This is a genomic window from Alsobacter sp. P4_H11 (genome assembly GCF_056400925.1).
In genome coordinates this window covers 362,930-386,813 of sequence record NZ_JBFUKI010000006.1, presented here as the reverse complement: position 1 = coordinate 386,813, position 23,884 = coordinate 362,930, and the positions used below count along the sequence as shown (strand labels likewise).

Below are 23,884 nucleotides of genomic sequence, written 5' to 3'. Positions count from 1 at the left end.
CCGCCGGACGGGGCGGCGGGGCGGCGGGACGCGGCGGCGCGGCGACCGGGCGCGGAGCGGCCGCCACCGGCTGGGGAGCCATGGGCGCAGGCGCAGGCGTTGGCGCAGGAGCCGGAGCGGCGGCTGCCGCCACGGGGGCGGGCGCGGGCGCAGGGGCCGGAGCCGCCACGGGAGCGGGCGCGGGAGCGGCCGTCACGGTCGGGGCGGGAGGCGCGACGGGGCGCGGGGCCGGGGCGGGCGCCGCGGATGCCGCCGGCGCGACCTCCGGCTTGGCGGCTTCGCCTGGACCGATGATGCGCCTCTTCACCTTCTCGACGACCACGGCCTTGGACCGTCCGTGCGAGAAGCTCTGCCGTACGACACCCTGCTCGACCGGGCGCTTCAAGCTCAACGTCTTGCCGGTGACGTGGAGCGTCTTGTCGCCGCTGTTCTTCGTATCAGTCATTCCGCTCTTGTTCCTGCGGTTCTGGGGTCGTCGTGCCGGCTTCCGCCAACGTCATGTGCGTGAGGCCCGCGGGGGCGTCCCTTTCGGGGTAACCGGCGCGGTAACGCTCCAAGGCCCGGCAGCGCGCAAGGCATGCGCGGGCTGCGGGCCCTAGGAGGAGCGCTGCATGTATCACATGTGACCGTCCCAATGCCAAACCCAATTCAGAAGAATCGAGAGGCGCGACGACGGGAATCGCCGAAGCGTTCTCGCCATAGCGCCGTCGCAACGCCTGCCCGATCTTCCGGACGCCATCCTGGGCGGCGTCCGTCGCCTGGAGGACGCCGGCCACACCTTGCTGAATGGCGGCTTCCACCTTCGAAAATCCCCCGACCACCTGGCCGGCCTTGTTCGCCATGCTGAGCGACGCCTGCGCGTCGCGCCGCAACAACTCCTCGATGTCGTCGGCCAGGGTCGGCGACACCCGCACGGAAGCCTTGAGGCTGCGCGCGAACGCCTTGCGCTTCACGGCCTCCTCGACATCCCGCCGGCAGGCCGTCACCCAGACGCCCCGGCCCGGAAGCTTGCGCTTCAGGTCCGGAACCAGCGTGTCGTCCGGGCCGACCACGAAGCGGATCAGCTCCTCGGGCGAACGAACCACACGGGTGGCGACGCAGGTCCGCTCCGGACCGTCATGCTCCGCCTCTTGCCGTTTGTTCGTCTTCACGCCTGCGCGCCTCTCCGTATCTGTTGCGGAACGGCGGGGCTCAGGCCTCCGCCGTCTCGTCCTGCTCGCCCTCGGCTTCCGCCACGGGCGCTTCGATCCAACCCGCCTTGACGCGCGCCGCCATGATCATGGCTTCGGCCTCCTCGCGGGAGATTTCCATGCCGTCCAGGAAGCCGGCGTGACGGGTGGTCTCGCCGCCCTTGCGCTCGGTCCAGCCCACCAGGTCGTCGGTGGCGCAGCCCGCGAGGTCCTCGACGGTCTTCACGTCGTTCTCGCCGAGCTTCACCATGATCTCGGTGGAAACGCCCTCGACTTCGCGCAGCTCGTCCGCCACGCCCAGCTCAACGCGGCGAGCGTCGAATTCGGCTTCGATGCGCGCCAAATATTCGCGCGCGCGGTTCTGGATTTCCTCGGCCGTATCCTCGTCGAAGCCCTCGATCGACGCGAGCTCGGCGATATCCACGTAGGCGAGTTCCTCGACGGTGCGGAAACCTTCCGACGCGAGCAGCTGGCCCACCACCTCGTCGACGTCCAGCGCCTCCATGAAGACGGTGGTGCGGCTGAGGAATTCCTTTTGGCGACGCTCGGATTCCTCGGCCTCGGTCAGGATGTCGATATCCCAGCCGGTGAGCTGCGAGGCAAGGCGCACGTTCTGTCCACGGCGTCCGATCGCAAGAGATAATTGGTCATCCGGGACCACGACTTCAATACGCTCGGCGTCTTCGTCGAGCACGACCTTGGCGACTTCGGCCGGCTGAAGGGCGTTCACGATGAAGGTCGCGACGTCCGAGGACCACGGGATGATGTCGATCTTCTCGCCCTGCAGCTCGCCGACCACGGCCTGCACGCGCGATCCGCGCATGCCCACGCAGGCGCCGACGGGATCGATCGAGCTGTCGCGGGAGATCACCGCGATCTTGGCGCGCGAGCCCGGGTCGCGGGCCACGGCCTTCACCTCGATGATGCCGTCATAGATCTCCGGCACTTCCTGGGCGAAGAGCTTGGCGGTGAACTGCGGATGCGTGCGCGACAGGAAAATCTGCGGGCCGCGCTGCTCGCGGCGCACGTCGTACACATAGGCGCGGATCCGGTCGCCGGGGCGGAACACCTCGCGCGGGATCAGCTCGTCGCGACGCACGATGCCCTCGCCGCGGCCGAGGTCGACGATGACGTTGCCGTACTCGGCGCGCTTCACGACGCCGTTGACGATCTCGCCGATGCGATCCTTGAACTCTTCATACTGACGGTCGCGCTCGGCCTCGCGCACCTTCTGGACGATGACCTGCTTGGCCGACTGGGCGGCGATGCGGCCGAAGTCGAAGGGCGGCAGCGTGTCCGCAATGGTGTCGCCCACCTGGGCGGCCGGGTTGAAGCGCTGCGCGTCCTGCAGGGCGATCTCGACGGCCGGGTTGTCGACCTGGTCGACCACATGGAGGTAACGCGACAGGCGCAGTTCGCCGGTCTTGTTGTTGATGTCGGCGTGGACCTCGGTCTCGGTTCCGTAGCGCGAGCGGGCCGCCTTCGCGATGGCGTCCTCCATGGCGGCGAGAACGATCTGCCGGTCAATGACCTTTTCGCGCGCGACCGCGTCGGCGATCTGCAAGAGCTCGAGCCTGTTGGCGCTGACGGCCATCGTGATCACTCCTTCGGAGGCCGGCCGTTGCTCGGCCTGGGCTTGGGATTGGCTTTGGAATATTTCACGCCCTGGCCGGCCGCCGATGCGCCGGCGGCCTTGGCGGCCGATTTCGGGTTGTTGGCCTTGGCCTTCTGGATGGCCTTGGAGGACATCTGCCTGGCCGGCCCCTTGGGCTTGGCGGCCTGATGCGCGGGGGCGCGGCGGGCCGGCGCGGGAGCGGCCTCGGGCTCGTCGCCCTCGACGGCTTCCGCGTCCCCTTCGGGCGTCTCGCCGCGCAGCTCCGCCTTGCCGCGCCGCAGGCTCTCGCGGATCAGTTCGTCGGTGAGCACCAGCCGGGCTTCGGCGATGTCGGCCAGCCGCAACCGGGCGCGGGGCTCCTCGCCCTCCTTGAGCTCGGTCTTCTCGATCACCGCATGGCCGTCATCCGAGCCGACCACGACGCCGCGGAAGCGCTTGCGGCCATCGGCCGGAACCTGCATGTCGATCTTGACGATATGGCCGGCCCAACGATCGAAATCGGAGGCGCGCACCAGCGGGCGATCGATGCCCGGCGACGAGATTTCGAGGTGGTAGGCGCGGTCGAGCGGATCGTCGACGTCGAGGGCGGGCGAGATGGCGCGGCTGGCGGCCTCGCAATCCTCCACCGAGAACGTGCCATCGGGCCGCTCGGCCATGATCTGCAGCGTGCAGCCGTTCTGGGCCGAGATCTTCACCCGCACCAGCCGGAAGCCGAGATCCCCCAGCACCGGGGCCACGATGGTCCCGACCCGCGCGGCGACGCCGGTTTCATGGATCAGTCTGGGTTCGTCGAGCTCCGACACCAATGTCCTCGTGCAACGCTAAGCGAAAAGGAGCGGGTCCCGGAGGCCCCACTCTCACATGACGATCAGGACGACCGTGATGAGATGTTCTGGATGGCGCGCAATATACGCATCCCCCCTGCCAATGCAAGGACTTCCGCGCGTGCGCGTGGTTTGGGGCCTCGTCGCAGGGGACTTTTCGGGCGGCTCGATCCGTAACCTTACGGAAGGCAATGACCCGGTCTTTGCGCCCGAGGATACGTTTTAGTGACGATTTTCCTGCATTATCCCGCAGTCGTTGCAGGGGACAGTTATGCAACCTTTAAAGTCGGTTGTCGCCGAGGTCGAGGACGCGATCGCGAGCGGCCAGGATGGCCGTCGCGTCGACACCCTGCGCCGGATTACGAACCTTTTTGTGGAGCAGTCCCCCAAGCTCAACGACGATCACGTCGCGCTCTTCGATGAAGTCATCGTGCGCCTCGCGCATGAGATCGAATTCCGGGCCCGCGTCGACCTTGCCGAACGCCTCGCCGACGTCGCCAATGCGCCCCTGAAGACGGTCCGCGACCTCGCATTCGACGAAAACGTCGCCATTGCGGCTCCCGTGCTGGAGCGATCGACCCGGCTCGCGGCCGACGATCTCGTGCAGATCGCGCAGGAACGCGGCCAGGAGCACCTGATGGCCATCTCGGCCCGCCGGGACCTGCCGGAAGTCGTCACCGACGTGCTCGTGGTGCGCGGCGACGAGAAGGTGGTTCGCCGGGTTGCGACCAACGACACGGCCAAGTTCTCCGAGCGCGGCTTCACCACCATGGTGAAGCGCGCCGCCGAGGACGTGGAGTTGCAGGACATCCTGCACGCGCGTCCCGATCTTCCCAGCCAGCACGGCGTCGCTCTGATCGCGGCCGCCAAGGAACGCGCCCGCGCCGAGATCCTCAGCTCCATGGCGGATCGGGACGATCTCGTCGCGGCGGCGCTGGACGCCGGCGCAGTGTCGGTGATGGCGGACACCGGCCCGATGATCCTCGTTGCCGACCTCGAGGCGGCCGAGCCGCGCGTCACCGCGATCGAGATGCGGGGCGGGCTCGACGAAGCCGAGATCAACCGCATGCTGAAGGCCGATCGCCTGGCCGACGCCATCGTGGGCCTCGCGCACGTGGCCGGCATGCCGGCCGAGACGGTCGCGAATGCATTCAGCGCGCCGCATTTCGATCCGCTGCTCTTTATCGTGCGCGGTGTGAAATACAGCTGGCCGACCTTCAAGGCGTTCCTGCTGGTGAAGACGGGCAGCAACCCGCACCAGGCGCTGCTGAAGAGCGCCTTCGCGAGCTACGAAAGCCTCTCCGTGCCGACGGCCCAGCGCGTGATGCGCTTCGTGTCCGCCCGCCAGCGGGTCGGCAACGGTTAAGGCGCGCTTACCGCAGCCTGCCGCAATCGAGCGACGTCTTTCGTTTTCTACCCACACCTATCGCCTAGGTTGTTCTCCAAAGGAGCAACACTATGGCAGTCCCCATTCCCAGCGATATCACCTCCACGCTGGCGAGCGCCGGACCCGAGAAGCGTCTGCAGACGTTGCGAAGCGTCACGGACCTGTTTCTGCGCCAGGCGCCCCTGCTCGTGGAGGACCAGGTTGCGGTTTTCGACCAGGTTCTGGGCTTTCTGGCCGAGCGCATCGAGCGCTACGCCCGCTCGGAACTCGCCGAACGTCTCGCCGACGTGCCGAACGCCCCACCCGAAACGATCCTCAAGCTCGCCTCAGATGAGATCGACGTGGCGCGCCCGGTTCTTGAGCGCTCGCCGCGCCTCTCCGACGGCGACCTCGTCTCGATCGCGCTGACGCTCGGCCGCGACCACATGGTGGCGATCGGCGCGCGCCCGAACATTGGCGAGAGCGTTACGGATGCGCTCACGATCCATGGTGACGGAGCCGTCGCGCATTCACTATCGCGCAACCTCACGGCGAAAATTTCAACCTCTGGTTTCGGCCGCATGATGGCTTTGGCGGCGCGCGACCAGGACCTGCAGCTTGCTCTCGGCGAGCGCGCCGACCTGCCGCACGAGCACCTGCAGTCGCTGCTCGGCATGGCCAAGGAGGTGGTGCGGGCGAAGCTCGCCGCCATCGCGGACAGCCGGTTGGCCGGGCTGGTGGCGGCCGCGGTGGATCGCGGCGCGGCGCGCCTCGAAGAGGGCGGGGCGACGGCGAGGCGTCTCGAGGAGCGGGAAATCGAGGAACTGACGCTGCGCTTTGGACGCGGCGAGCTCAGCGAGGCCGACGTGGCCACCTTCGCCCGCGAGGGACGCCGCGCCCAGGCGCTCGCCGCCCTGGCGCTTTTGGCGAGCCTGCCCCGCAGCATCGCAGACCGCGTGTTCGTGGATCCCGACGAGGACCTGCTGCTGATCGTCTGCAAGGCGATCGGCCTGCACTGGGAGACCGTGGACGCCCTGCAGCGCTTCCGGGTTCCGTCCAGCCACCGTCCCTATGATGCGACGCGCCTGCGCGACAGCTTCGACCGGCTGAACCCGGCGACCGCCAAGCGGGTGATCCGCTTCCTGCATGCGCGGGAGCCGCGCAGCGAACGCATGAACTGACCAACGGGCGCGGCTCCACTGAGCCGCGCCATTTGTCATCGCCGGCGCATGCGCAGGTAGGAGGGCGTGCGGCCCTCCCGCAGGGCCTTGGCCTCATAGCGGGTGCTCGGCCAGCCCGGATAGGGCTCACGCCAGTCGGCGGCGCGTTCGGCCTCCCACACGAAATCGGGCGAGCGCAGCACGCGCGCCAGGACCCAGCCGACATAATGGTCGATGTCGCTCGCGAACCAGAACGAGCCGGCGGGCCGGAGGATGCGCCCGAGCCGCAGGAGCATGGCGTCCGACACGAACCGCCGCTTGTGATGGCGCCGCTTGGGCCAGGGGTCGGGATAAAGCAGCACCACGCGGGCGACCGAGGCGTCCGGCAGGGCCTCGATCACCTGCAGGGCGTCGCCGTCGAACAGGCGGATGTTGTCAAGCTTCTCGGCTCCGATGGCGGCCAGCAGCTTGGCCATGCCGTTCACGAAGGGCTCGCAGCCGATGAAGCCCACGTCCTGGTTCTGGCGCGCGCGCGACAGGAGATGCTCGCCGCCGCCGAACCCGATCTCGAGCCAGACCTCGCGCACCGGCCGCCCGAACAGCCCTTCTGGCTGCCCGAGGTCCGTCTTCGGGTCAACGCGCAGGCGGGGCAGGAGCGTCTCGAAGAGATCAGCCTGCCCGGCCCGGAGTTTCTTGCCCTTGCGACGGCCGTAGAACGCGCCGCCTTCGCCCGCGGCGCCCGTCATGCCGCAATCCTCAGGCCAGCGACTTGAGCTGGTCGGCGAGGTCCGTCTTTTCCCAGCTGAACCCGCCATCCTGTTCGGCCGCGCGGCCGAAATGGCCGTAGGCCGCCGTGCGGGCGTAGATGGGACGGTTCAGGCCCAGATGCGTGCGGATGCCGCGCGGCGTCAGGTCCATGATGTCCATCAGAGCCTGCTCGAGCTTGCCCTCGTCGATCCGGCCCGTGCCGTAGAGGTCGGCGTAGATGGAGAGGGGCTTGGCGACGCCGATCGCGTAGGAGAGCTGCAGCGAGCAGCGCTCCGCCAGGCCGGCTGCCACGACGTTCTTGGCGAGGTATCGGGCGGCATAAGCGGCGCTCCGGTCCACCTTGGTGGAATCCTTGCCCGAGAATGCGCCGCCGCCATGCGGGGCCGCGCCGCCGTAGGTGTCGACGATGATCTTGCGACCGGTGAGGCCGCAATCGCCGTCGGGTCCGCCGATCACGAACTTGCCGGTGGGGTTCACGTGCCAGACGGTCTCGGCCGAGATCCAGCCTTCCGGCAGGGCCTCGCGCGCGTAGGGCTCCACGATGGCGCGGACGTCGTGCGACGACAGGTCGGCGTCGAGATGCTGGGTCGAGACCACGATCTGGGTCACGCCGACCGGCTTGCCATTCTCGTAGCGCACCGTGACCTGGCTCTTGGCGTCCGGGCCCAGCACGGTGCTTTCGCCCGAGCGGCGCGCCTTGGACATGCGGGCCAGGATGGCGTGCGCGTAATAGATCGGCGCCGGCATCAGCTCGGGCGTCTCGCGGCAGGCGTAGCCGAACATGATGCCCTGGTCGCCCGCGCCCTCGTCCTTGTTGCCGGCCGAGTCGACGCCCTGGGCGATGTCGGCCGATTGCGCGTGCAGCAGCACCTCGACCTTCGCGTTCTCCCAGTGGAAGCCCTCCTGCTCGTAGCCGATGTCCTTCACGGCGAGCCGGGCCAGGTGGGTGAGGTAGTCGCGCGTCAGCACGGCCGGGCCGCGCGTCTCGCCGGCGATCACCAGGCGGTTGGTGGTGGCCAGCGTCTCGCAGGCGACGCGAATGTCCTTGGGGTCCCAGCCCTGCTCGGGGCCGATGCGGTAGAAGGCGTCGACGATCTCGTCCGAGATCCGGTCGCAAACCTTGTCGGGGTGACCTTCCGAAACGGACTCGCTGGTGAACAGATAGCTCGAACGCGCCACGATGACCCTCGCCTGTCCTTTCAGCGGCAAAGGCCGCCACTGAGCGGATTGTCGTGACAGGGAGCGTTCTTCAGGTCAAGCCGTATTGCCGGACGCGTTCGTTACTCCGAACGAAAGAGCCCGCCGCCGGGGAGGCGAGCGGGCGCTTGCGTCGAAGTCGCGTTCGGTCGGCGCCTACTCGGCGACGAGCGGCTGGACCAGTTCGGCCACGGGCTCCGCGAAGCCGGTCTCGGCCAGGATCGGGGCCGCGTCGGCGCCGGCCAGCGACGACACGAGGTCGACGATGCGGCGGCGGATCTTGGCGTCCTTGATCTTCAGGAAGGCGCGGTTGAGCTGCACGCCCTCGTTGGTGGCCAGGAAGTCGGCCACATAGGTCGTGTCGGCGCCGTCGCGGAAACCGGCGGTTTCCATCTCGGGCTGCGGCGAGCCTTCAAAGGAGAACTCCACCGGCATGCCGAGGATCTTGGAGATCTGCTGCAGCCGGCTCGCGCCGATGCGGTTGGTCCCCTTCTCGTATTTCTGGACCTGCTGGAACGTCAGGCCGAGCGCCTCGCCGAGCTTTTCCTGGCTCATGCCGACCAGAACCCGACGCATGCGAACCCTGCTCCCGACATGCTTGTCGATCGGGTTAGGAGCCTTTTTCAAAATCATCGTTGCCTCCGCGATGCGGTCCCGCGGCCCTGCCCCCAGAACCGCCGCCGTTGCGCTTGTGCGTTTCGCCGGCAGGAAGCCCGGATAGCGGTTTGCAACCTACCGAGGCGACCAACGGTTGAATCGACCGTAGCGCAACCCAATGATTATTGTCAAATACGTTGCAAACGAATGGTCAACAGAATTGATGAAAGCGAAAACATCAGCAGCGCCAGCAGGTTGCCGTAGGCGCCGAAGGGCGTGCTCGCCAGGCGTGCGGGCAGGCGCGAATCAAGCACGCCGTCCACGCCGAGCGGGAGGGACGCGACGATGCGGCCATAGGGATCCACCACGGCCGAGATGCCGTCGTTCGCCGCCCGGATCAGCGGCAGCCCTTCCTCGATCGCCCGCAGCCGGGCTTGCGCGAAATGCTGGTAGGGACCTGGCGTCAGCCCGAACCAGGCGTCATTGGTGAGGTTCAGGAGCACGCCCGGATCGCCCTGCTCGGGCTTCGCCTCGCCGGGGAAGATCGCCTCGTAGCAGATCAGCGGCGCGACGGGCGGCAGGCCCGGAACGGCCAGCATCTTGCGCCGCGCGCCGGCCTCGAACCCGCCCGGCGCGTTCACGAACTGGCGCAGCCCCATGGCCGTGAGGGCGTCGTTGAAGGGCAGGTACTCGCCGAACGGAACGAGATGCGCCTTGTCGGAGCTGTCCACGATCGTGCCGTCATCGGCCACCACCTGGACGGCGTTGAAATAGCGTCGCCCGCGCTCGCCGGGCAGCGGTTCGGCCGAGCGCACCGCGCCGGTCACCAGCACGGCCCCCTTGGGCAGCATCTGGGCGATCTGCGCCAGCGCGGTGGGGTCACGCGCCAGAATGAACGGGAAGGCGCTTTCCGGCCAGATGAGGTGCGTGACCTTGGCCATGCCGGGATGTTCCGGCGACGTGGCGCGGTCGCTGAGCGTGAGATAGCGGGACATTATCGCGTCCCGGTTCTCCGGCCTGAACTTGTCGTCCTGCGGCACGTTCGGCTGCACGATCCGCAGCGACACATTGGGGGCCATCGCGGTTGCGCCCGTGGCGAGCCTCAGCCCGCCAAAGCCCGCCAGCAGCACGAGGCCGGCCAGCGCACACACCGGCGCGGCCCAGCGCTCGCGCCCGCTGGCGCCGGTCGCGATCGTGGCCGGAGCGGCGCAGATCAGCGTCGCCAGCAGGGTCAGCCCGTGAAGGCCCATCCAGGACGCCGCCTGCGCGAGCCAGAGATGGCCGCCGAGCGCCATGCCGAACTCGTTCCACGGAAAGCCGGTGAACAGCACCGAACGTAGCCATTCGGTCGCGGTCAGGGCCAAGGACAATGAGACTACCCGCATTGGTCCGGGCGTCCAGACGATGCGGGCGAGCACGAAGGCCAGCGCCGTATAGACGGCCAGCACGGCCGGCAGCCCCACCACGCCGAGCGGCATCAGCCAGGCGAACTGGTCGGCCTCCACCAGAAAGGCGGAGCCCAGCCACCACAGCCCGGCGACGAAATAGCCGAAGCCGAAGAACCAGCCTGCCAGGGCCGCATGGCCGAGCGTGGCGCGCGACATGCGACCGACATCGGCCGCCGAGCCGTCCAGCAGCCACACTGCGAGCGTAAAGGACGCCATCAAGGCCGGCAGCACGCCGAAGGGCGGCATCGCGAGCGCGCCCAGCGCGCCGGCCACAAAGGCCAGCGCGAGGCGTCGCCATCCCCAGGCGAGGATGATCCGGTGGGCGAAGTTGTTCATGCGGCCTGTTCAGCCTTGCTTGGCGTCGGGCGCGGCGGGGGAGGATTGGTCCGTGATCGCGGCCCGTGGCGGGGGCAGACTGAGGGGAGCGTCCGGCGGGGGCAGCGCCTCGAGCGCGCTGGTGTGAATGCGCAGCCGCTTGATGCGGCGGGGGTCGGCGTCCAGGATCTCGAACTCGACGCCGGCCGGATGGGCGATCACCTCGCCCCTCACCGGCACGCGGCCCACCAGGGCGGCGATGAGGCCTCCCAGCGTGTCCACGTCCTCGGCCATCTCGCCATGCGCGAGATCCACGGTGAGCTCGGCCGAGGCCTCCTCCAGGCTCGTGCGGGCGTCCGCCAGATAGGACCCGTCCGGCGCCTTCGTGATCATGGGGGCGTCCTGGAGGTCGTGTTCGTCCTCGATGTCGCCCACGATGATCTCGACCAGGTCCTCGATCGAGACCAGCCCGTCCGTGCCGCCGTATTCGTCGATCACCAGCGCCATGTGAGTGCGCGAGGCCTGCATTTTCACCAAGAGGTCCATGGCCGGCATGGAGGGCGGTACGAACAGCACCGGCCGCAGGATCTTGGCGGCCGAAAGCGGGATCGAGAGATCCACCTTGCCGAGGTCTGGCGCCCCGGCCGGCAAGGCGCGACGCCGGCCCGGCGCTTTCGCGGTTTCGGCGCGGGTCGCCATGTAGTCCAGGAAGTCGCGGATGTGCACCATGCCGCGGGGGTCGTCGAGCGTCTCGGCGTAGACCGGCAGGCGTGAGTGGCCGGCGGTGCGAAACACGCGCAGAAGCTCGCCCAGCGTGATCTCGATCGGGACAGCCACGATGTCGGCGCGCGGCACCATCACGTCGTCGACCCGGTGGGTGCGCAGTCCGAGCACGTTCTTCAGCATCGCCCGCTCGAGCGGGGCGAAATCCGCGCCGCTTTCGGCGAGCGCCTCCTCGAGATCGTCGCGGAAGCTTTGGGCGTGCCTGATCCCGAGGCGCGACAGGAACCGGTCGATAAAACTTTCGCCCGGCGTGTCGCGCGCTTCAGCCTGACCGGCTCCGCGTGTGGAGCCGTTGGTCGAGCCGCTGGATGTGTCTTCGGACGTCATGGTGATCAAGCCATCCTGACGGACGGCGTCTCCTCGTCAAGGGGGCGGTCCGCGTAGGGGTCGGCGACCCCAAGCGTGGCCAGAATGGCGACCTCGAGCGCTTCCATGCGCTCGGCGTCCTCGGCCACGATGTGGTCATGGCCGAGCAGATGCAGAAATCCATGCACCACCAGGTGCGTGAAATGGTCGGCGACGCTCTTGCCGTCGTCCTCGGCCTCGCGCTGAAGCGTTTCGAACGCCACCGCGATGTCGCCCAGAAACGGCGATTTGGAGACCTTGGGGCCCTCGACGGCCGGAAACGACAGCACGTTGGTGGGCTTGTCCTTGTCCCGCCACTGCTGGTTGATCTCGCGCATATGCGCGTCGTCGGTCAGCAGCAGGCTGACCTCCGCGCCGGGGAGGAGCCGCACGCCAGCGCCCGCCGCCGCGGCCGCGATGGCCTTTTCGGCAATCGCCTCGGCCTGCGGCAGCGCACGCCAGAGCGGGCTTTCTTCCTGGGTGTCGAGAACCGGGCTCGTCATGTCGGGTCTGTCATGGGGACAACGTCATGGGGACAACGTCATGGCGCGCGCTTCGGCGCCTCGCCGCGGAAATCGGCCTCGTAGGCTCCGACGATGCGGCGCACGAGATCGTGGCGCACCACGTCGCCTTCCTTGAAGGTGACGCGACCGATGCCCTCGACGCCGTCGAGGATGCGAACCGCCTCGACGAGGCCGGATTTCTGGCCCGGCGGAAGGTCGATCTGGCTCGGATCGCCGGTGATGATCATGCGCGAGCCCTCGCCCAGGCGGGTGAGGAACATCTTCATCTGCATCGTGGTGGTGTTCTGGGCTTCGTCCAGAAGCACGATCGCGTTGGTGAGCGTGCGGCCGCGCATGAAGGCGAGCGGCGCGATCTCGATCATGCCGGTCTGCATGCCGCGCTCGACGTGGCGGGCCTCCATGAAGTCGTACAGCGCGTCGTAGATCGGCCGAAGATAGGGATCGACCTTCTCCTTCATGTCGCCCGGCAGGAAGCCGAGCCGCTCGCCGGCCTCCACGGCCGGGCGCGACAGGATCAGCTTCTCGACCACGCCCTGTTCGAGCAGCTGGACCGCGTAGCCCACCGCCAGCCAGGTCTTGCCGGTGCCGGCCGGGCCTTCGGCGAACACGAGCTCCTGGCGCTTCAGCAGCCGCAGATAGGAATGCTGGGCGGCGTTGCGCGCCCGCACCCGGCGTCGGCGCGTTCCGATCTCCTCGAAGGAGGATGATCCGGCGTCTGCGACCGCGGGAAACAGCACGCCCTGCATGGCGGTTTCCTGGATCACGCCGTCGACGTCCCCGGGGCTCAGCGCCTCGTTCAGCTGCACGCGGGCATAGAGCCGCTCCAGCACCACACGGGCCTGCTCGGTGTTGTCCGGCGTCCCTTTCAGGATCACGTTGTTGCCGTTGGCGTTGGCGACGACGCCGAGCCGGCGCTCCAGATGAGCGAGGTTCTGGTCGTACTGGCCGAACACCAGGCTGGCCAGCCGGTTGTCCTCGAATGTCAGCTTGATCTCGGCGGCCTCGGCGATGCCGCCGCGCGGCTTGACGGTGAAACGATTGACGCCCTCGGCTGGTCTCAAGGAAGCCTCTTTTCTCTCATGGTCGCCCGTTGAACGCGCGAGACCGCCTCTGCGCTGCTGAGCATCCTGCTCTTTCACGCGGATTCCCGATCCGGTTCGATATCGGCCCGCTCGCCTAGCAGGCTGAAATTGCCGAGGCCGCCGATGCGCACCGGGAGGATGTCGCCCGCCTGGGCGCCCCGTCCCTCGAACGCGACGGCCTGCAGGTAGGGCGACTTGCCGACCATCTGGCCCGGATGCTTGCCGGGCTTCTCGACCAGCACGTCCACGGTGCGGCCAACCGTGGCGGCGTTGAAGGCCCGTAGCTGGCGATCCAGCAAAGCCTGCAGCTCATGCAGGCGAGCGGTCTTCACGTCCTCGGGGATCTGCGCTGCGTTGTCGGCGGCGGGCGTGCCGGGCCGCGGGCTGTATTTGAACGAATAGGCGGCCGCGAAGCCGACCTCGGCGATCAACCCCATGGTGTCGCGGAAATCGGCGTCGGTCTCCCCCGGGAAGCCGACGATGAAGTCCGACGACAGCGCGATGTCGGGCCGCACGGCGCGCACCCGCTCGATGATGCGCAGGTATTCGTCGCGTCCGTGCCGGCGGTTCATGGCCGCCAGGATGGCGTCCGAGCCGGACTGCACGGGCAGGTGCAGGTAGGGCATCGCGGCCGGCAGGTCGCCATGGAGCGCGATCAGGTCGTCGTCCATGTCGCCGGGGTGGCTCGTGGTGTAGCGCAGGCGCGCGATGCCGGGGGTCTCGGCGAGGCGCCGCATCAGGCGGGGCAGCGTCCAGGCGCGGCCGTCCGACCCTTCGCCATGATACGCGTTGACGTTCTGGCCAAGGAGCGAGACCTCGCGCACGCCGGCGGCGGCGAGCCGTTCGACCTCGGCCACGATGGCCGCGACAGGGCGCGAGACCTCGGCTCCGCGCGTGTAGGGCACCACGCAGAACGTGCAGAACTTGTCGCAGCCTTCCTGCACGGTGACGAAGGCCGACACGCCGCGCTGGCGGGTGCGCTCGGGCCGCGGCTGCGGCAAAGCGTCGAACTTGCTGTCGGCCGGAAAGTCCGTGTCGACGACGGGCCGCGTGCGGGCGGCGTCCAGCAGGGCGGGCAGGCGATGGTAGCTCTGCGGGCCGACCACGAGGTCGACGCCCTTGGCGCGGCGCAGGATCTCGGCGCCTTCGGCTTGCGCGACGCAGCCCGCGACGACGACCTGCATCGATCCGCCGGCGGCCTCACGATCACGACGCATCTCGCGGACGCGGCCCAGCTCCGAGTAAACCTTCTCGGCGGCCTTCTCGCGGATATGACAGGTGTTCAGGACCACGAGATCGGCGTCCGCCATCTCGGTCGTCTCGGAAAAGCCTTCCGGGGCCAGAACGTCCGCCATTCGCTGGGCGTCATAGACGTTCATCTGGCAGCCGTAGGATTTGACGTAGACCTTCCTGCTTCCGTCCTGGGCCATGTTTCCGCCGAAGCCGCGGCGCGCTCGCGCCTCGCGAATCACTCTCGCGGCCATGCCGAGCATGCCGCAGTTCTCCGCACGGTGTTTAGACGGTCGCGGCCTGCAAGAGAACTGGATTCGCAAGAAGCCGCCGGGCGTGGCTGCGGCGCATCAGCCCGGGAGGCCTACGCGGCCTGTCCGCGCCCCCGCCAAGAGGCTCGCGGGGTTGACAAATTGGTTCGCTGACGCATCTTCCCATTCAGCCGCGCGGGTACAGCCCGCCCGGCCCCATCAGGACACCGAACCGCAATGCCCAGCGACAGTCCCAGTCGATTGACCGCGCCGTTGACGGCCGTTCGGGTACGCTGAGCCTTCCGCTCCGCTCACTCCCGATCCGCCGCCAGCGGCCGGTCGGAAAGAGAGTGAGCCATGAGCAACGAGATCCGTTATCTCGCCCAGCACCTGCTGCACGCAGGCGTATCGCCCCTAAGCGAGCGTGACCGGCGCGTCATCGCGCGCGTCGCCCGCCGCATGCACGTCGCCCGCGACGTCAACCAGGTCTTCGACGACCGCCTGACCTGGAGCGAGCGCATCGCCGACAAGGTCGCGGCGGTGGGCGGCTCCTGGGGCTTCATCATCGGCTGCCTCGTCTTTCTGGGCGCGTGGGCCGTGCTGAACGCCGCCATCCTGGCCGCCAACGCCTTCGATCCCTACCCCTTCGTGTTCCTGAACCTGCTGCTCTCCATGGTGGCGGCCCTGCAGGCGCCCGTGATCATGATGTCGCAGAACCGGCAGGCCGCGAAGGACCGCCTGGCGGCGGCGCTGGACTACGAGGTCAACGTCAAGTCCGAGACCGCCATCTCGGAGCTGCACGACAAGGTCGACCGGCTGCAGGCGCAGATCGAGCAGCTCGTCTCCCTGCAGGCGAGCGCCCTCAAGGACGCCCGCGACGACGCCCGGGACCGCCTGCGGGCCGTGTAGGCCGCCTGGGCCAACGTCCCGTCATTGCGAGCCGGAGGCGAAGCAATGACGGCGAGGCTTCGGGACGTTTCGCCTGCATTCCCGGCGCATCGAAAGCGTCCAAACACAAAAAAGCCGCCGCGGGGTTCGCGGCGGCTTTTTGCTGAGTGACCCTGGCTGCGCGTCAGCGCGGCGCCATGATCATGACCATCTGGCGGCCTTCGAGCATGGGCTCGGATTCCACCTTGGAAACGTCCAGCATCTCGGCCTTGACGCGCTCGAGCAGCTTGATGCCGAGGTCCTGGTGGGCCATTTCGCGGCCGCGGAAGCGCAGCGTGACCTTGACCTTGTCGCCTTCCTCGAAGAAGCGGCGCACGGCCTTCATCTTGACCCCGTAGTCGTGGTCGTCGATGCCGGGCCGGAGCTTGATCTCCTTGACCTCGACGGTCTTCTGCTTCTTGCGGGCCTCGGCGGCTTTTTTCTGCTCGTTGAACTTGTATTTGCCGTGGTCGAGGATCTTGCAGACGGGCGGGGCCGAGTTCGGCGCGATCTCGACGAGGTCCAGGCCTGCGTCTTCGGCCATCTTCAGGGCGTCCAGAAACTGGACGATGCCCTGGTTGGCGCCGGTCTCGTCGATCAGCTGCACTTCGCGAACGCCGCGGATGTCGCGATTGGCGCGGGGCCCATCCTTCTGCGGGACCGGAGCGGCTCTCATAGGTCTGCGAATGGCTTTAGTCTCCTCTGGGCCCGCCCCTTCCGGGCAGAACCGATCGGCCATAGGGGTCGGCGGCGGGCGTTGTTGACGGCAACGTGGGAAATTCGCAGAAAGCTCCGCGAAGTCAACTCACGGCTTGTGAATTCGTTTATCGATCCTTGGCCAGGAGCGCCGAATAGACGTCCAGCGTCTCCCGGACCATGCGGCTGAGGGAGAAATGGGCTTCTACGTGCGCGCGGGCGCGCGAGGCGAGCGCGTCGCGGGCGCTGGCGCCCAGCTGCAGCGCCTGCCCGACCGCATCCGCGAGCGCGGCCGCGTCGCCCGCCGGCACGCGCCAGCCCGTGCGGGCCGACGGCGGCGCCTGCGGGGGCGCGAGCACGGTCTCGGGCACCGCGCCCAGGTCCGACACGACCACGGGCGCGCCCATCGCCTGCGCCTCCACGGCCGAGCGCCCGAACGCCTCCGGCTCCGTGGACGGGACCGTGACCACGGACGCGGCCATGAACGCCGCGGGCATGTCGGCGCAATGGCCCGCGCGGTACACCACGCCCCCGAGCCCGAGCCTGGCCGTGAGCGCGTCGAGCTCCTTCACGTACCCGTCGCGCCCTTGCGGGTCGCCGGCCAGCACGATCGCGAGGTCGCGCACGCCGCGGTCCACCAGCATCTTGGCGGCCTCGATCAGCACCTTCTGGCCCTTCCAGCCGGTGAGGCGGGCGGCCAGGAGCACGACGCGCTGGTGCGGCTCCACGCCCCACTGCTTGCGCAGCGCCTCGACGCGCTCGGGCTCGACCGCATGCGGCGCGTAGGCGCGCAGGTCCGTGCCGCGGTGGATCACGCGGACGCGCTCGCGCGCGAAGGGGTGCATGCGGCCGATCAGGTCCGCGGTGTAGTGCGAGTTCGCGATCACGGCGTCTCCGCGCGCCATGACGGAATTGTAGAGCACCTTGACGGCGGACTTGCCCGAGTAGCTGCCCGCATAGGTGGTGACGAAGGGCAGGCGCAGCGCCCGGCTGGCCGCGAGCGCGCTCCAGGCCGGCGCCCGCGAGCGGGCATGGACGATGTCGACGCCCTCGTCGAGGCAGATGGCCCTGAGACGGCGGGCGTTGGAGAGCATCGCGAGCGGGTTCTTGGTCCGGGCCGGAAACGGGATCCAGATCCCGCCCTTGGCCTGCAGCTCGGCGACCAGCCGGCCGCCCTCGGTGGCGACCAGCGCGCGCGCGCCAGCGGCCGCCAGCGCCTCGGCGACATCCACGGTGGTGCGCTCGACGCCGCCGGCCTCCAGGTCCGGAACGACCTGCAGGACGGTGCGTCCGGCCAGATCGGACAGGCCGCGGCCCACAAAGGCCGTGGTGGGACCCTGTCGCATCAGACGCGCCTCCGGTAATGATCGCGGGCGCCGGAAAACCGGCCATATGTCGAAAAGCTCAGGCGATTCGCCGCGACGCGTTGCATGCCAAGAGGTTTACGGTGAGCGCAGTCAACACGCAATTTGCCCCTCCGGAATTCCTGAAGTTGGACGTGGACGACGGCCCCCGCCGCATCGCGTATCGGCTTCGGGCCGGCGCAGGGCCGACGGTGGTGTGGATGGGCGGATTCCGATCCGACATGCTGGCCACCAAGGCGGCTACGCTGGACGCGTGGGCGGCCGAAAAAGGGCGCAGCTTCCTGCGCTTCGACTATTCGGGCCACGGCGAATCCGACGGCCGTTTCGAGGACGCCACGATCTCGCGCTGGCTCGGCGAAAGCCTTGCGATCATCCGCGACAAGGCCGGCCCCAAGCCCATCCTGGTGGGCTCCTCCATGGGCGGCTGGCTGGCGCTCCTGGCCGCCCGCGCGCTGAAGGCCGAAAACCTCGGCCTATCCGGGCTCGTGTTGATCGCGCCCGCCGTGGACTTCACGCAGGCGCTGATGTGGGTTCGCTTCCCCGCTAAGGTGAAGCGCGAGATCACCGACAAGGGCGTCTGGATGCGCCAGTCGGAGTACGCGCCGGACCCCTACCCGATCACCCGGGCGCTGATCGAGGATGGACGGCTTCATCTCATGCTGGATGGCCCGCCGATCATGACCGGCTGCCCGGTGCACATCCTCCAGGGCATGCGCGACCCCGACGTGCCGTGGAAACACGCCATGCGGCTCGTGGAGCACATGCCGGGCGACGATGTGGTGACGACGCTGATCAAGGACGGTGACCACCGCCTGTCCCGGCCCGAGGACCTGGCCAGGCTGGTGAGCGCGATCGAGGGGATCGGGTGAGCAGTTCAGAGTGACGGAGCGCAACTCTCTCCCGCGCAGCGGGGGAGATGTCGGCGCCAGCCGACAGAGCGGGTCGCGGTGCGCCGGAAATCGTTCAGAGACAAGCGCACGACCGCCCCTCCCTGCCCTCCCCCGCTTCGCGGGAGAGGGTTCCGGCTGCGGCCGCGCCGCGCCAGGGGAGGAACTTCGCTCTAGTGCACGCTCACGGGCGTGAGGTTGTTCTCCCACGCATTCGCGATCGCGGTGTTGCGGCTGTCAGTGACCATGATTGGCGTGCCGTCCGCGCCGAGCAGCGCGAAGAGGTCGAGGCCGGGCTGGATCTCGGGCGCCTGCGGAAACAGACGGTTGAGGTCGTCCGACTTGATGGCCCGCACATACGCGATCTCTCCGCCGCCCATGGCGGCCAGGATCTGCGGGGTGACGTTCAGGTCGAAAGTCTTGCTGGCGTTAGGCATCGCACCCTCCTTTGAGCGGAGCGAGTGGGGGAAAGCGTCTTTGCAGGCGTGGGATCAGTCCCGGCTCAGGATGTCGATCCGCCTGACGATGCGCTCGCATTCGGGGCGAACCAGATCGATGGAAAGCAAGCCGTTGGCGAGATCGGCGCCGCGGACTTCCAACCCGTCGGCCAGCAGGAAGGCCCGCTGGAACTGCCGCGCCGCGATGCCGCGGTGCAGGAACATCCTGTCCTTGTCGTCGGCCTGCCGGCCACGGATGACCAGCTGGTTCTCCTCCAGGGTAATTTCCAGATCGTCCCGGGTGAACCCCGCCACCGCGAGCGTGATCCGCAGCCGCTCCGGCATGTCGCCGTCGCGGTGGATGCGCTCGATGTTGTAGGGCGGGTATCCCTCCGAGGCGGCCTTGGCCACCCTGCTGAGAGCCCGTTCCACCTCGTCGAAGCCGAGCAGGAACGGTGATGACAAGGACGGTACGCGTGACATGAAGCCCTTTAGCGAAGGCGCTCCGGATCCGGGCCCGCTCATGCAGCACCCGGGCGGCCGAGGCCGCATCCGGAATATGTGCGCTGGCGGGGGTGGGTTCAAGGGTTGGATATGGTTGCCTTCCAGGCTCGTGCTGCCGGATTATGATCGTGTTGAGATTGCGCCGCACAGCCGAATGGCGTTCAGAAAGTTTGGATCACGATGCCCATCGCTTTTCCGGTGGCACGCCGCACTGTTCTTCTCTGCAATTACGGGGCCGGTGGATTCCGAGAGCCCGAAATGGTGAAGAAGCGCCCGGCGGTCGTTGTGTCACCGCGTCTGCCGAACCGTGACGGTCTTTGTGCCGTGGTCCCGCTATCCGGTTCTGAACCTCGCCGCTCTGTTCCATACATCGTCCGCCTGGAACTGGACGACGACCTGCCGTCTCCCTTTCCGCAGCGTGTCTGGTGGGCAAAATGCGACATGGTAGCGACTGTCAGCTTTACACGGCTGGACTTGTTCAGAACGGAGCGCGATCAATCAGGTCGACGACGTTACATTCAGCCAAAACTGCCCTCAGCACAGTTCGAATTGGTGATGAAGGGAACGCTGAATGGACTCGGCCTGGGTCACTTGACATTGTTCGCGCCCGAACCACATTGGTGATGATTGCTCGCGGCCTCGGCCGTTGAGCCTCAAGACCCCGCAAGGGGCGGACCCCGCCACGGCGATAACAAGCCCGGCGGGGTTTTCTTTAGGTGAAGGCGCTCCGCCACGCCTCTCTCTCGACAACCCGCGCCCTCCCGTGGCAAACACCCGCGTCCGCGCAGGGGGCTCCAAAGGGGCCTCTCCGGCGCCTGAGGTGTTTGCCCATGTCCGATCTTTCCGCCCTTGAATCCGAGATTGCGGCCGCGGCGGCCCAGGCCGGCGACGAAGCCGCGCTCGAGGCTGTGCGCGTCGGCGCGCTCGGCAAGAAGGGCTCCGTGTCCGAACTGCTGAAGACGCTGGGGGCGATGAGCCCGGACGAGCGCAAGGAGAAGGGCCCGCTGATCAACGGCCTGCGCGACCGCGTCACGGCGCTGATCTCCGAGCGCCGCACGGCGCTGAAGGACGCGGCGCTGGATGCGCGCCTCGCGGCCGAGCGGGTGGACGTCACGCTGCCGTCGCCCGAGAGCGCGCTTGGCCGGGGCCGCGTGCACCCGATCAGCCAGGTGATCGACGAGCTCACCACCATCTTCGGCGACATGGGTTTCGCGGTCGCGGAGGGGCCGGACATCGAAACCGATTTCCTGAACTTCACGGCCCTCAACTTCCCGGTCGGCCACCCGGCGCGGGAGATGCACGACACGTTCTTCTTCAACCCGGACGCCAACGGCGAGCGCAAGCTGCTGCGCACCCACACGAGCCCCGTGCAGGTGCGCACCATGATGAGCCAGAAGCCGCCGATCCGGGTGATCATCCCGGGGCGCACCTATCGGTGCGACAGCGACCAGACGCATACGCCCATGTTCCACCAGGTCGAGGGCCTGGTGATCGACAAGGGCTCCCACATGGGCCACCTGAAGTGGATCCTGGAGGAGTTCTGCAGGAGCTTCTTCGAGGTCGACAACGTGAAGATGCGGTTCCGGCCGTCGTTCTTCCCGTTCACGGAGCCGTCCGCCGAGGTCGACATCCAGTGCTCCCGCAAGGGCGGCGAGATCCGCTTCGGCGAGGGCGACGACTGGCTGGAGATCCTGGGCTGCGGCATGGTGCACCCCAACGTGATCCGCAATTGCGGGCTCGATCCGGACGAGTACCAGGGCTTCGCGTGGGGCATGGGCATCGACCGCATCGCGATGCTGAAATACGGCATGCCGGACCTGCGCGCCTTTTTCGACGCCGACGTCCGCTGGCTCAGCCACTACGGCTTCCGCCCCCTCGACATGCCGTCCCTGACGGCCGGCCTGAGCGTTTGAGGACTGACCGATGAAGCTCACACTCTCCTGGCTCAAGGAGCACCTCGACACGGGCGCGAGCGTCGAGACGGTGGCCGAGACGCTCACAAAGGTCGGGCTCGAGGTCGAGGCGATCGAGGATCAGGCCAAGGTGCTGGCGCCATACACGATCGCGTATGTGGTCTCGGCCGAGCAGCACCCGAACGCGGACCGACTGCGGGTGTGCATGGTGGACACCGGCGCAGGCGAGCCCGTGCAGGTGGTGTGCGGCGCGCCGAATGCCCGGACGGGCATGAAATCGGTGTTCTCGCCGCCCGGCACGTTCATTCCCGGCAAGGGCATCACGCTGGGGGTCGGCACGATCCGGGGCGTCGAGAGCCGCGGCATGCTGTGCTCGGCCATGGAGCTCGGGCTCGGCGAGGACCATGACGGCATCATCGACCTGCCGGCTGACGCGCCGGTGGGCGTCGCCTATGCGGAGTGGGCCCATCTCGACGACCCGGTGATCGACTTCGCGGTGACGCCGAACCGGCCGGATGCGCTCGGCGTGCACGGCGTGGCGCGCGACCTCGCGGCCGCCAATCTCGGCCGCTTCATCGACAAGCCGGTGCAGACCGTGCCCGGCGCCTTCCCGTGCCCCACGCGCGTGCGGCTCGACTTTGCCGCCGATGACGCCAGGCTCTGCCCGGCCTTCGCGCTGCGCCTCGTGCGCGGGGTGAAAAACGGCCAGAGCCCCGAGTGGATGCAGCGCCGGCTCAAGGCGATCGGGCTGCGCCCCATCAACGCGCTGGTCGACATCACCAACTACATGACGTTCGACCAGAACCGGCCGCTGCACGTATTCGACCTCGCCAAGGTGAAGGGCGACCTCGTTGTGCGCCGCGCCCAGGACGGCGAAGAGGTGCTGGCGCTCGATGGCCGCACCTACCGCCTCGACGCCGGCATGGTGGTGATCGCGGACGACAATGGCGTCGAGAGCATCGCGGGCGTGATGGGCGGCGAGCACTCCGGCTGCGACGAGAACACCACGGACGTGCTGATCGAGTCGGCGCTGTGGGACCCGCTCAACATCGCCACCACGGGCCGCAAGCTCGGCGTCAACACGGACGCGCGCTACCGCTTCGAGCGTGGCGTCGATCCGGCCTTCTGCCTGCCGGGCCTCGAGATGGCGACCCGGATGGTGCTGGACCTGTGCGGCGGCGAGGCGTCGGCGGTCGAGCTCGCGGGCGAGATCCCGGCCTCCGACAAGCTGATCGACTTCCCCTATTCGGAAGTGCAGCGCCTTACCGGGCTGGAGCTGCCGGTTCCCGAGATGAAGGTGATCCTGCGCGAACTCGGCTTCTGGGTGTCGGGCTCGGACCGCTACGTGAAGGTGGCGGTGCCGTCCTGGCGGCCGGACGTGGAAGGCAAGGCCGACATCGTCGAGGAGATCGTGCGCATCGCCGGGCTCGACAGGGTGCTGTCGACGCCGTTCCCGCGCGAAGAGGCGATCGTCGCCAAGCCGGTGCTGACGCTGATCCAGAAGCGCACGCGCACGGCCAAGCGCGCGCTTGCGGCGCGCGGCATGGTGGAGGCCGTGACGTGGTCGTTCATCGGCAAGAGCGAGGCCGAGCGCTTCGGCGGCGGGCAGCCGGAGCTGGCGCTCGCCAACCCGATCGCGGCCGAACTCTCCGACATGCGCCCGAGCCTGCTGCCGGGGCTGCTCAAGGCCAGCCAGCGCAACGCCGACCGGGGCTTCGCCGACATGGCGCTGTTCGAGGTCGGGCAGGTGTTCCGCGGCGACAAGCCCGAGGACCAGAAGATCGCGGCTTCGGGCGTGCGGCGGGGATTGGCGCGCGCCGAGGCTGCCGGCCGGCACTGGACGGGCGCGAAGGCGGCCGACCTGTTCGACGCCAAGGCGGACGCCATGGCGGTGCTGGAGACGCTGGGCGTGCCCACGGGCGGGCTGCAGATCGTGGCGGGCGGGCCGGCGTGGTTCCACCCGGGCCGGTCGGCGACGCTGCAATTCGGCCCCAAGATGGTGGTCGGCTGGTTCGGCGAGTTGCATCCGCGCGCCCTGGAGGCGCTGGACGTCAAGGGCCCGGCGGTGGGTTTCGAGCTCATCCTCGACATGCTGCCGCCGCCCAAGGCCAAGCCCACCAAGGTGAAGCCGAAGCTGACGCTGTCGGACTTTCAGCCGATCGCGCGCGACTTCGCGTTCGTGGTGGATAGGGCGGTGGCGGCCGGCGACCTCGTCAAGGCGGCGCAGACGGCGGAGCGGCAGCTGATCACGGCCGTGGACGTGTTCGACGTCTATGAGGGCCCGGGCGTGCCGGAGGGCAAGAAGTCGGTCGCGCTCGCGGTGACGCTGCAGCCCACCGAGAAAACGCTCACGGATGTCGAGATCGACGCCGTGGCGGCCCGGATCGTGGCCGAGGTGCAGAAGAAGAGCGGCGCGACGCTGCGGGGCTGACCGGCGCGCGGGCGGGGTGGGCGCGTTGGC

General features: G+C 68.4%; 23 protein-coding genes. 7 read left to right on the top strand and 16 right to left on the bottom strand.

What is annotated here, in order from left to right; all coding sequences use genetic code 11:
• From AC1DSZ_RS13505 to rimP, 4 genes are all read right to left on the bottom strand, one after another.
• A partial coding sequence (locus tag AC1DSZ_RS13505) for a translation initiation factor IF-2 associated domain-containing protein (protein WP_476838865.1) occupies positions 1 to 445 on the bottom strand: 445 nt, incomplete at its 3' end.
• A complete protein-coding gene (locus AC1DSZ_RS13500) occupies positions 438 to 1,151 on the bottom strand; it encodes an RNA-binding protein (RefSeq protein ID WP_476838864.1) in 714 nt (237 codons plus the stop codon). The genes AC1DSZ_RS13500 and AC1DSZ_RS13505, both read right to left, overlap by 8 nt.
• A 40-nt stretch (positions 1,152 to 1,191) precedes the next feature.
• Positions 1,192 to 2,784 (bottom strand): transcription termination factor NusA, encoded by a 1,593-nt coding sequence (gene nusA / locus AC1DSZ_RS13495; RefSeq protein ID WP_476838863.1) that lies wholly within the window; start codon positions 2,782 to 2,784, stop codon positions 1,192 to 1,194.
• A 5-nt stretch (positions 2,785 to 2,789) separates the two neighbouring features.
• Positions 2,790 to 3,608 (bottom strand): ribosome maturation factor RimP, encoded by an 819-nt coding sequence (rimP, locus tag AC1DSZ_RS13490; protein WP_476838862.1) that lies wholly within the window; start codon positions 3,606 to 3,608, stop codon positions 2,790 to 2,792.
• A 292-nt stretch (positions 3,609 to 3,900) separates the two neighbouring features.
• Between rimP and AC1DSZ_RS13485 the strand changes: the two genes are divergently transcribed.
• The gene (locus tag AC1DSZ_RS13485; RefSeq protein WP_476838861.1) at positions 3,901 to 4,995 is read left to right on the top strand and encodes a DUF2336 domain-containing protein; all 1,095 of its coding nucleotides are present in this window, start codon (positions 3,901 to 3,903) and stop codon (positions 4,993 to 4,995) included.
• A 92-nt stretch (positions 4,996 to 5,087) separates the two neighbouring features.
• Complete coding sequence (locus AC1DSZ_RS13480; RefSeq protein ID WP_476838860.1) at positions 5,088 to 6,176, top strand: DUF2336 domain-containing protein; 1,089 nt, start codon at positions 5,088 to 5,090, stop codon at positions 6,174 to 6,176.
• Between the two features lie 35 nt (positions 6,177 to 6,211).
• Here AC1DSZ_RS13480 and trmB read toward each other — a convergent pair whose 3' ends face one another.
• The 8 genes from trmB to miaB form a co-directional block, all read right to left on the bottom strand.
• Positions 6,212 to 6,901 carry a tRNA (guanine(46)-N(7))-methyltransferase TrmB gene (trmB, locus tag AC1DSZ_RS13475; RefSeq protein ID WP_476838859.1) on the bottom strand — a complete coding sequence of 230 codons (690 nt, stop codon included), beginning with the start codon at positions 6,899 to 6,901 and terminating at the stop codon, positions 6,212 to 6,214.
• Between the two features lie 10 nt (positions 6,902 to 6,911).
• Positions 6,912 to 8,102, bottom strand: coding sequence for a methionine adenosyltransferase (metK, locus tag AC1DSZ_RS13470; RefSeq protein ID WP_476838858.1), 1,191 nt, complete (start codon positions 8,100 to 8,102; stop codon positions 6,912 to 6,914).
• A gap of 174 nt (positions 8,103 to 8,276) precedes the next feature.
• A complete protein-coding gene (locus AC1DSZ_RS13465) occupies positions 8,277 to 8,750 on the bottom strand; it encodes a helix-turn-helix domain-containing protein (RefSeq protein WP_476838877.1) in 474 nt (157 codons plus the stop codon).
• Between the two features lie 155 nt (positions 8,751 to 8,905).
• Positions 8,906 to 10,501, bottom strand: coding sequence for an apolipoprotein N-acyltransferase (gene lnt, locus AC1DSZ_RS13460; protein WP_476838857.1), 1,596 nt, complete (start codon positions 10,499 to 10,501; stop codon positions 8,906 to 8,908).
• A 9-nt stretch (positions 10,502 to 10,510) separates the two neighbouring features.
• A complete protein-coding gene (locus tag AC1DSZ_RS13455) occupies positions 10,511 to 11,590 on the bottom strand; it encodes a hemolysin family protein (protein WP_476838856.1) in 1,080 nt (359 codons plus the stop codon).
• A 5-nt stretch (positions 11,591 to 11,595) separates the two neighbouring features.
• On the bottom strand, positions 11,596 to 12,111 hold the full coding sequence (ybeY, locus tag AC1DSZ_RS13450; RefSeq protein ID WP_476838855.1) for an rRNA maturation RNase YbeY: 516 nt from the start codon (positions 12,109 to 12,111) through the stop codon (positions 11,596 to 11,598).
• Positions 12,112 to 12,149: 38 nt separating this feature from the next.
• Positions 12,150 to 13,193, bottom strand: coding sequence for a PhoH family protein (locus AC1DSZ_RS13445; RefSeq protein ID WP_476838854.1), 1,044 nt, complete (start codon positions 13,191 to 13,193; stop codon positions 12,150 to 12,152).
• A gap of 74 nt (positions 13,194 to 13,267) precedes the next feature.
• Positions 13,268 to 14,644 carry a tRNA (N6-isopentenyl adenosine(37)-C2)-methylthiotransferase MiaB gene (miaB, locus tag AC1DSZ_RS13440; protein ID WP_476838876.1) on the bottom strand — a complete coding sequence of 459 codons (1,377 nt, stop codon included), beginning with the start codon at positions 14,642 to 14,644 and terminating at the stop codon, positions 13,268 to 13,270.
• A 408-nt stretch (positions 14,645 to 15,052) separates the two neighbouring features.
• On the opposite strand from miaB, the gene AC1DSZ_RS13435 reads away from it, so the two are divergent.
• Entirely contained in the window at positions 15,053 to 15,604 is a 552-nt protein-coding gene (locus tag AC1DSZ_RS13435) for a DUF1003 domain-containing protein (protein ID WP_476838853.1), read from the top strand.
• Positions 15,605 to 15,767: 163 nt separating this feature from the next.
• On the opposite strand, the gene infC is transcribed toward AC1DSZ_RS13435, so the two are convergent.
• Both infC and AC1DSZ_RS13425 read right to left on the bottom strand, forming a co-directional pair.
• Positions 15,768 to 16,298, bottom strand: coding sequence for a translation initiation factor IF-3 (gene infC / locus AC1DSZ_RS13430; protein ID WP_188520240.1), 531 nt, complete (start codon positions 16,296 to 16,298; stop codon positions 15,768 to 15,770).
• A 148-nt stretch (positions 16,299 to 16,446) separates the two neighbouring features.
• Entirely contained in the window at positions 16,447 to 17,664 is a 1,218-nt protein-coding gene (locus AC1DSZ_RS13425) for a glycosyltransferase family 4 protein (RefSeq protein ID WP_476838852.1), read from the bottom strand.
• A gap of 101 nt (positions 17,665 to 17,765) precedes the next feature.
• On the opposite strand from AC1DSZ_RS13425, the gene AC1DSZ_RS13420 reads away from it, so the two are divergent.
• A complete protein-coding gene (locus AC1DSZ_RS13420; RefSeq protein ID WP_476838851.1) occupies positions 17,766 to 18,551 on the top strand; it encodes an alpha/beta hydrolase in 786 nt (261 codons plus the stop codon).
• Between the two features lie 191 nt (positions 18,552 to 18,742).
• On the opposite strand, the gene AC1DSZ_RS13415 is transcribed toward AC1DSZ_RS13420, so the two are convergent.
• Positions 18,743 to 19,006: a BQ00720 family protein gene (locus AC1DSZ_RS13415; protein ID WP_476838850.1), complete on the bottom strand. Its 264-nt coding sequence runs from the start codon at positions 19,004 to 19,006 to the stop codon at positions 18,743 to 18,745.
• Positions 19,007 to 19,060: 54 nt separating this feature from the next.
• Positions 19,061 to 19,489 (bottom strand): Hsp20 family protein, encoded by a 429-nt coding sequence (locus AC1DSZ_RS13410; protein ID WP_188520236.1) that lies wholly within the window; start codon positions 19,487 to 19,489, stop codon positions 19,061 to 19,063.
• A gap of 201 nt (positions 19,490 to 19,690) precedes the next feature.
• Between AC1DSZ_RS13410 and AC1DSZ_RS13405 the strand changes: the two genes are divergently transcribed.
• From AC1DSZ_RS13405 to pheT, 3 genes are all read left to right on the top strand, one after another.
• Positions 19,691 to 20,134 carry a type II toxin-antitoxin system PemK/MazF family toxin gene (locus AC1DSZ_RS13405; RefSeq protein ID WP_476838849.1) on the top strand — a complete coding sequence of 148 codons (444 nt, stop codon included), beginning with the start codon at positions 19,691 to 19,693 and terminating at the stop codon, positions 20,132 to 20,134.
• 206 nt (positions 20,135 to 20,340) lie between these two features.
• Positions 20,341 to 21,423 (top strand): phenylalanine--tRNA ligase subunit alpha, encoded by a 1,083-nt coding sequence (gene pheS / locus AC1DSZ_RS13400; protein ID WP_476838848.1) that lies wholly within the window; start codon positions 20,341 to 20,343, stop codon positions 21,421 to 21,423.
• 10 nt (positions 21,424 to 21,433) lie between these two features.
• Positions 21,434 to 23,854 carry a phenylalanine--tRNA ligase subunit beta gene (gene pheT, locus AC1DSZ_RS13395; RefSeq protein WP_476838847.1) on the top strand — a complete coding sequence of 807 codons (2,421 nt, stop codon included), beginning with the start codon at positions 21,434 to 21,436 and terminating at the stop codon, positions 23,852 to 23,854.
• Positions 23,855 to 23,884: the final 30 nt, after the last annotated feature.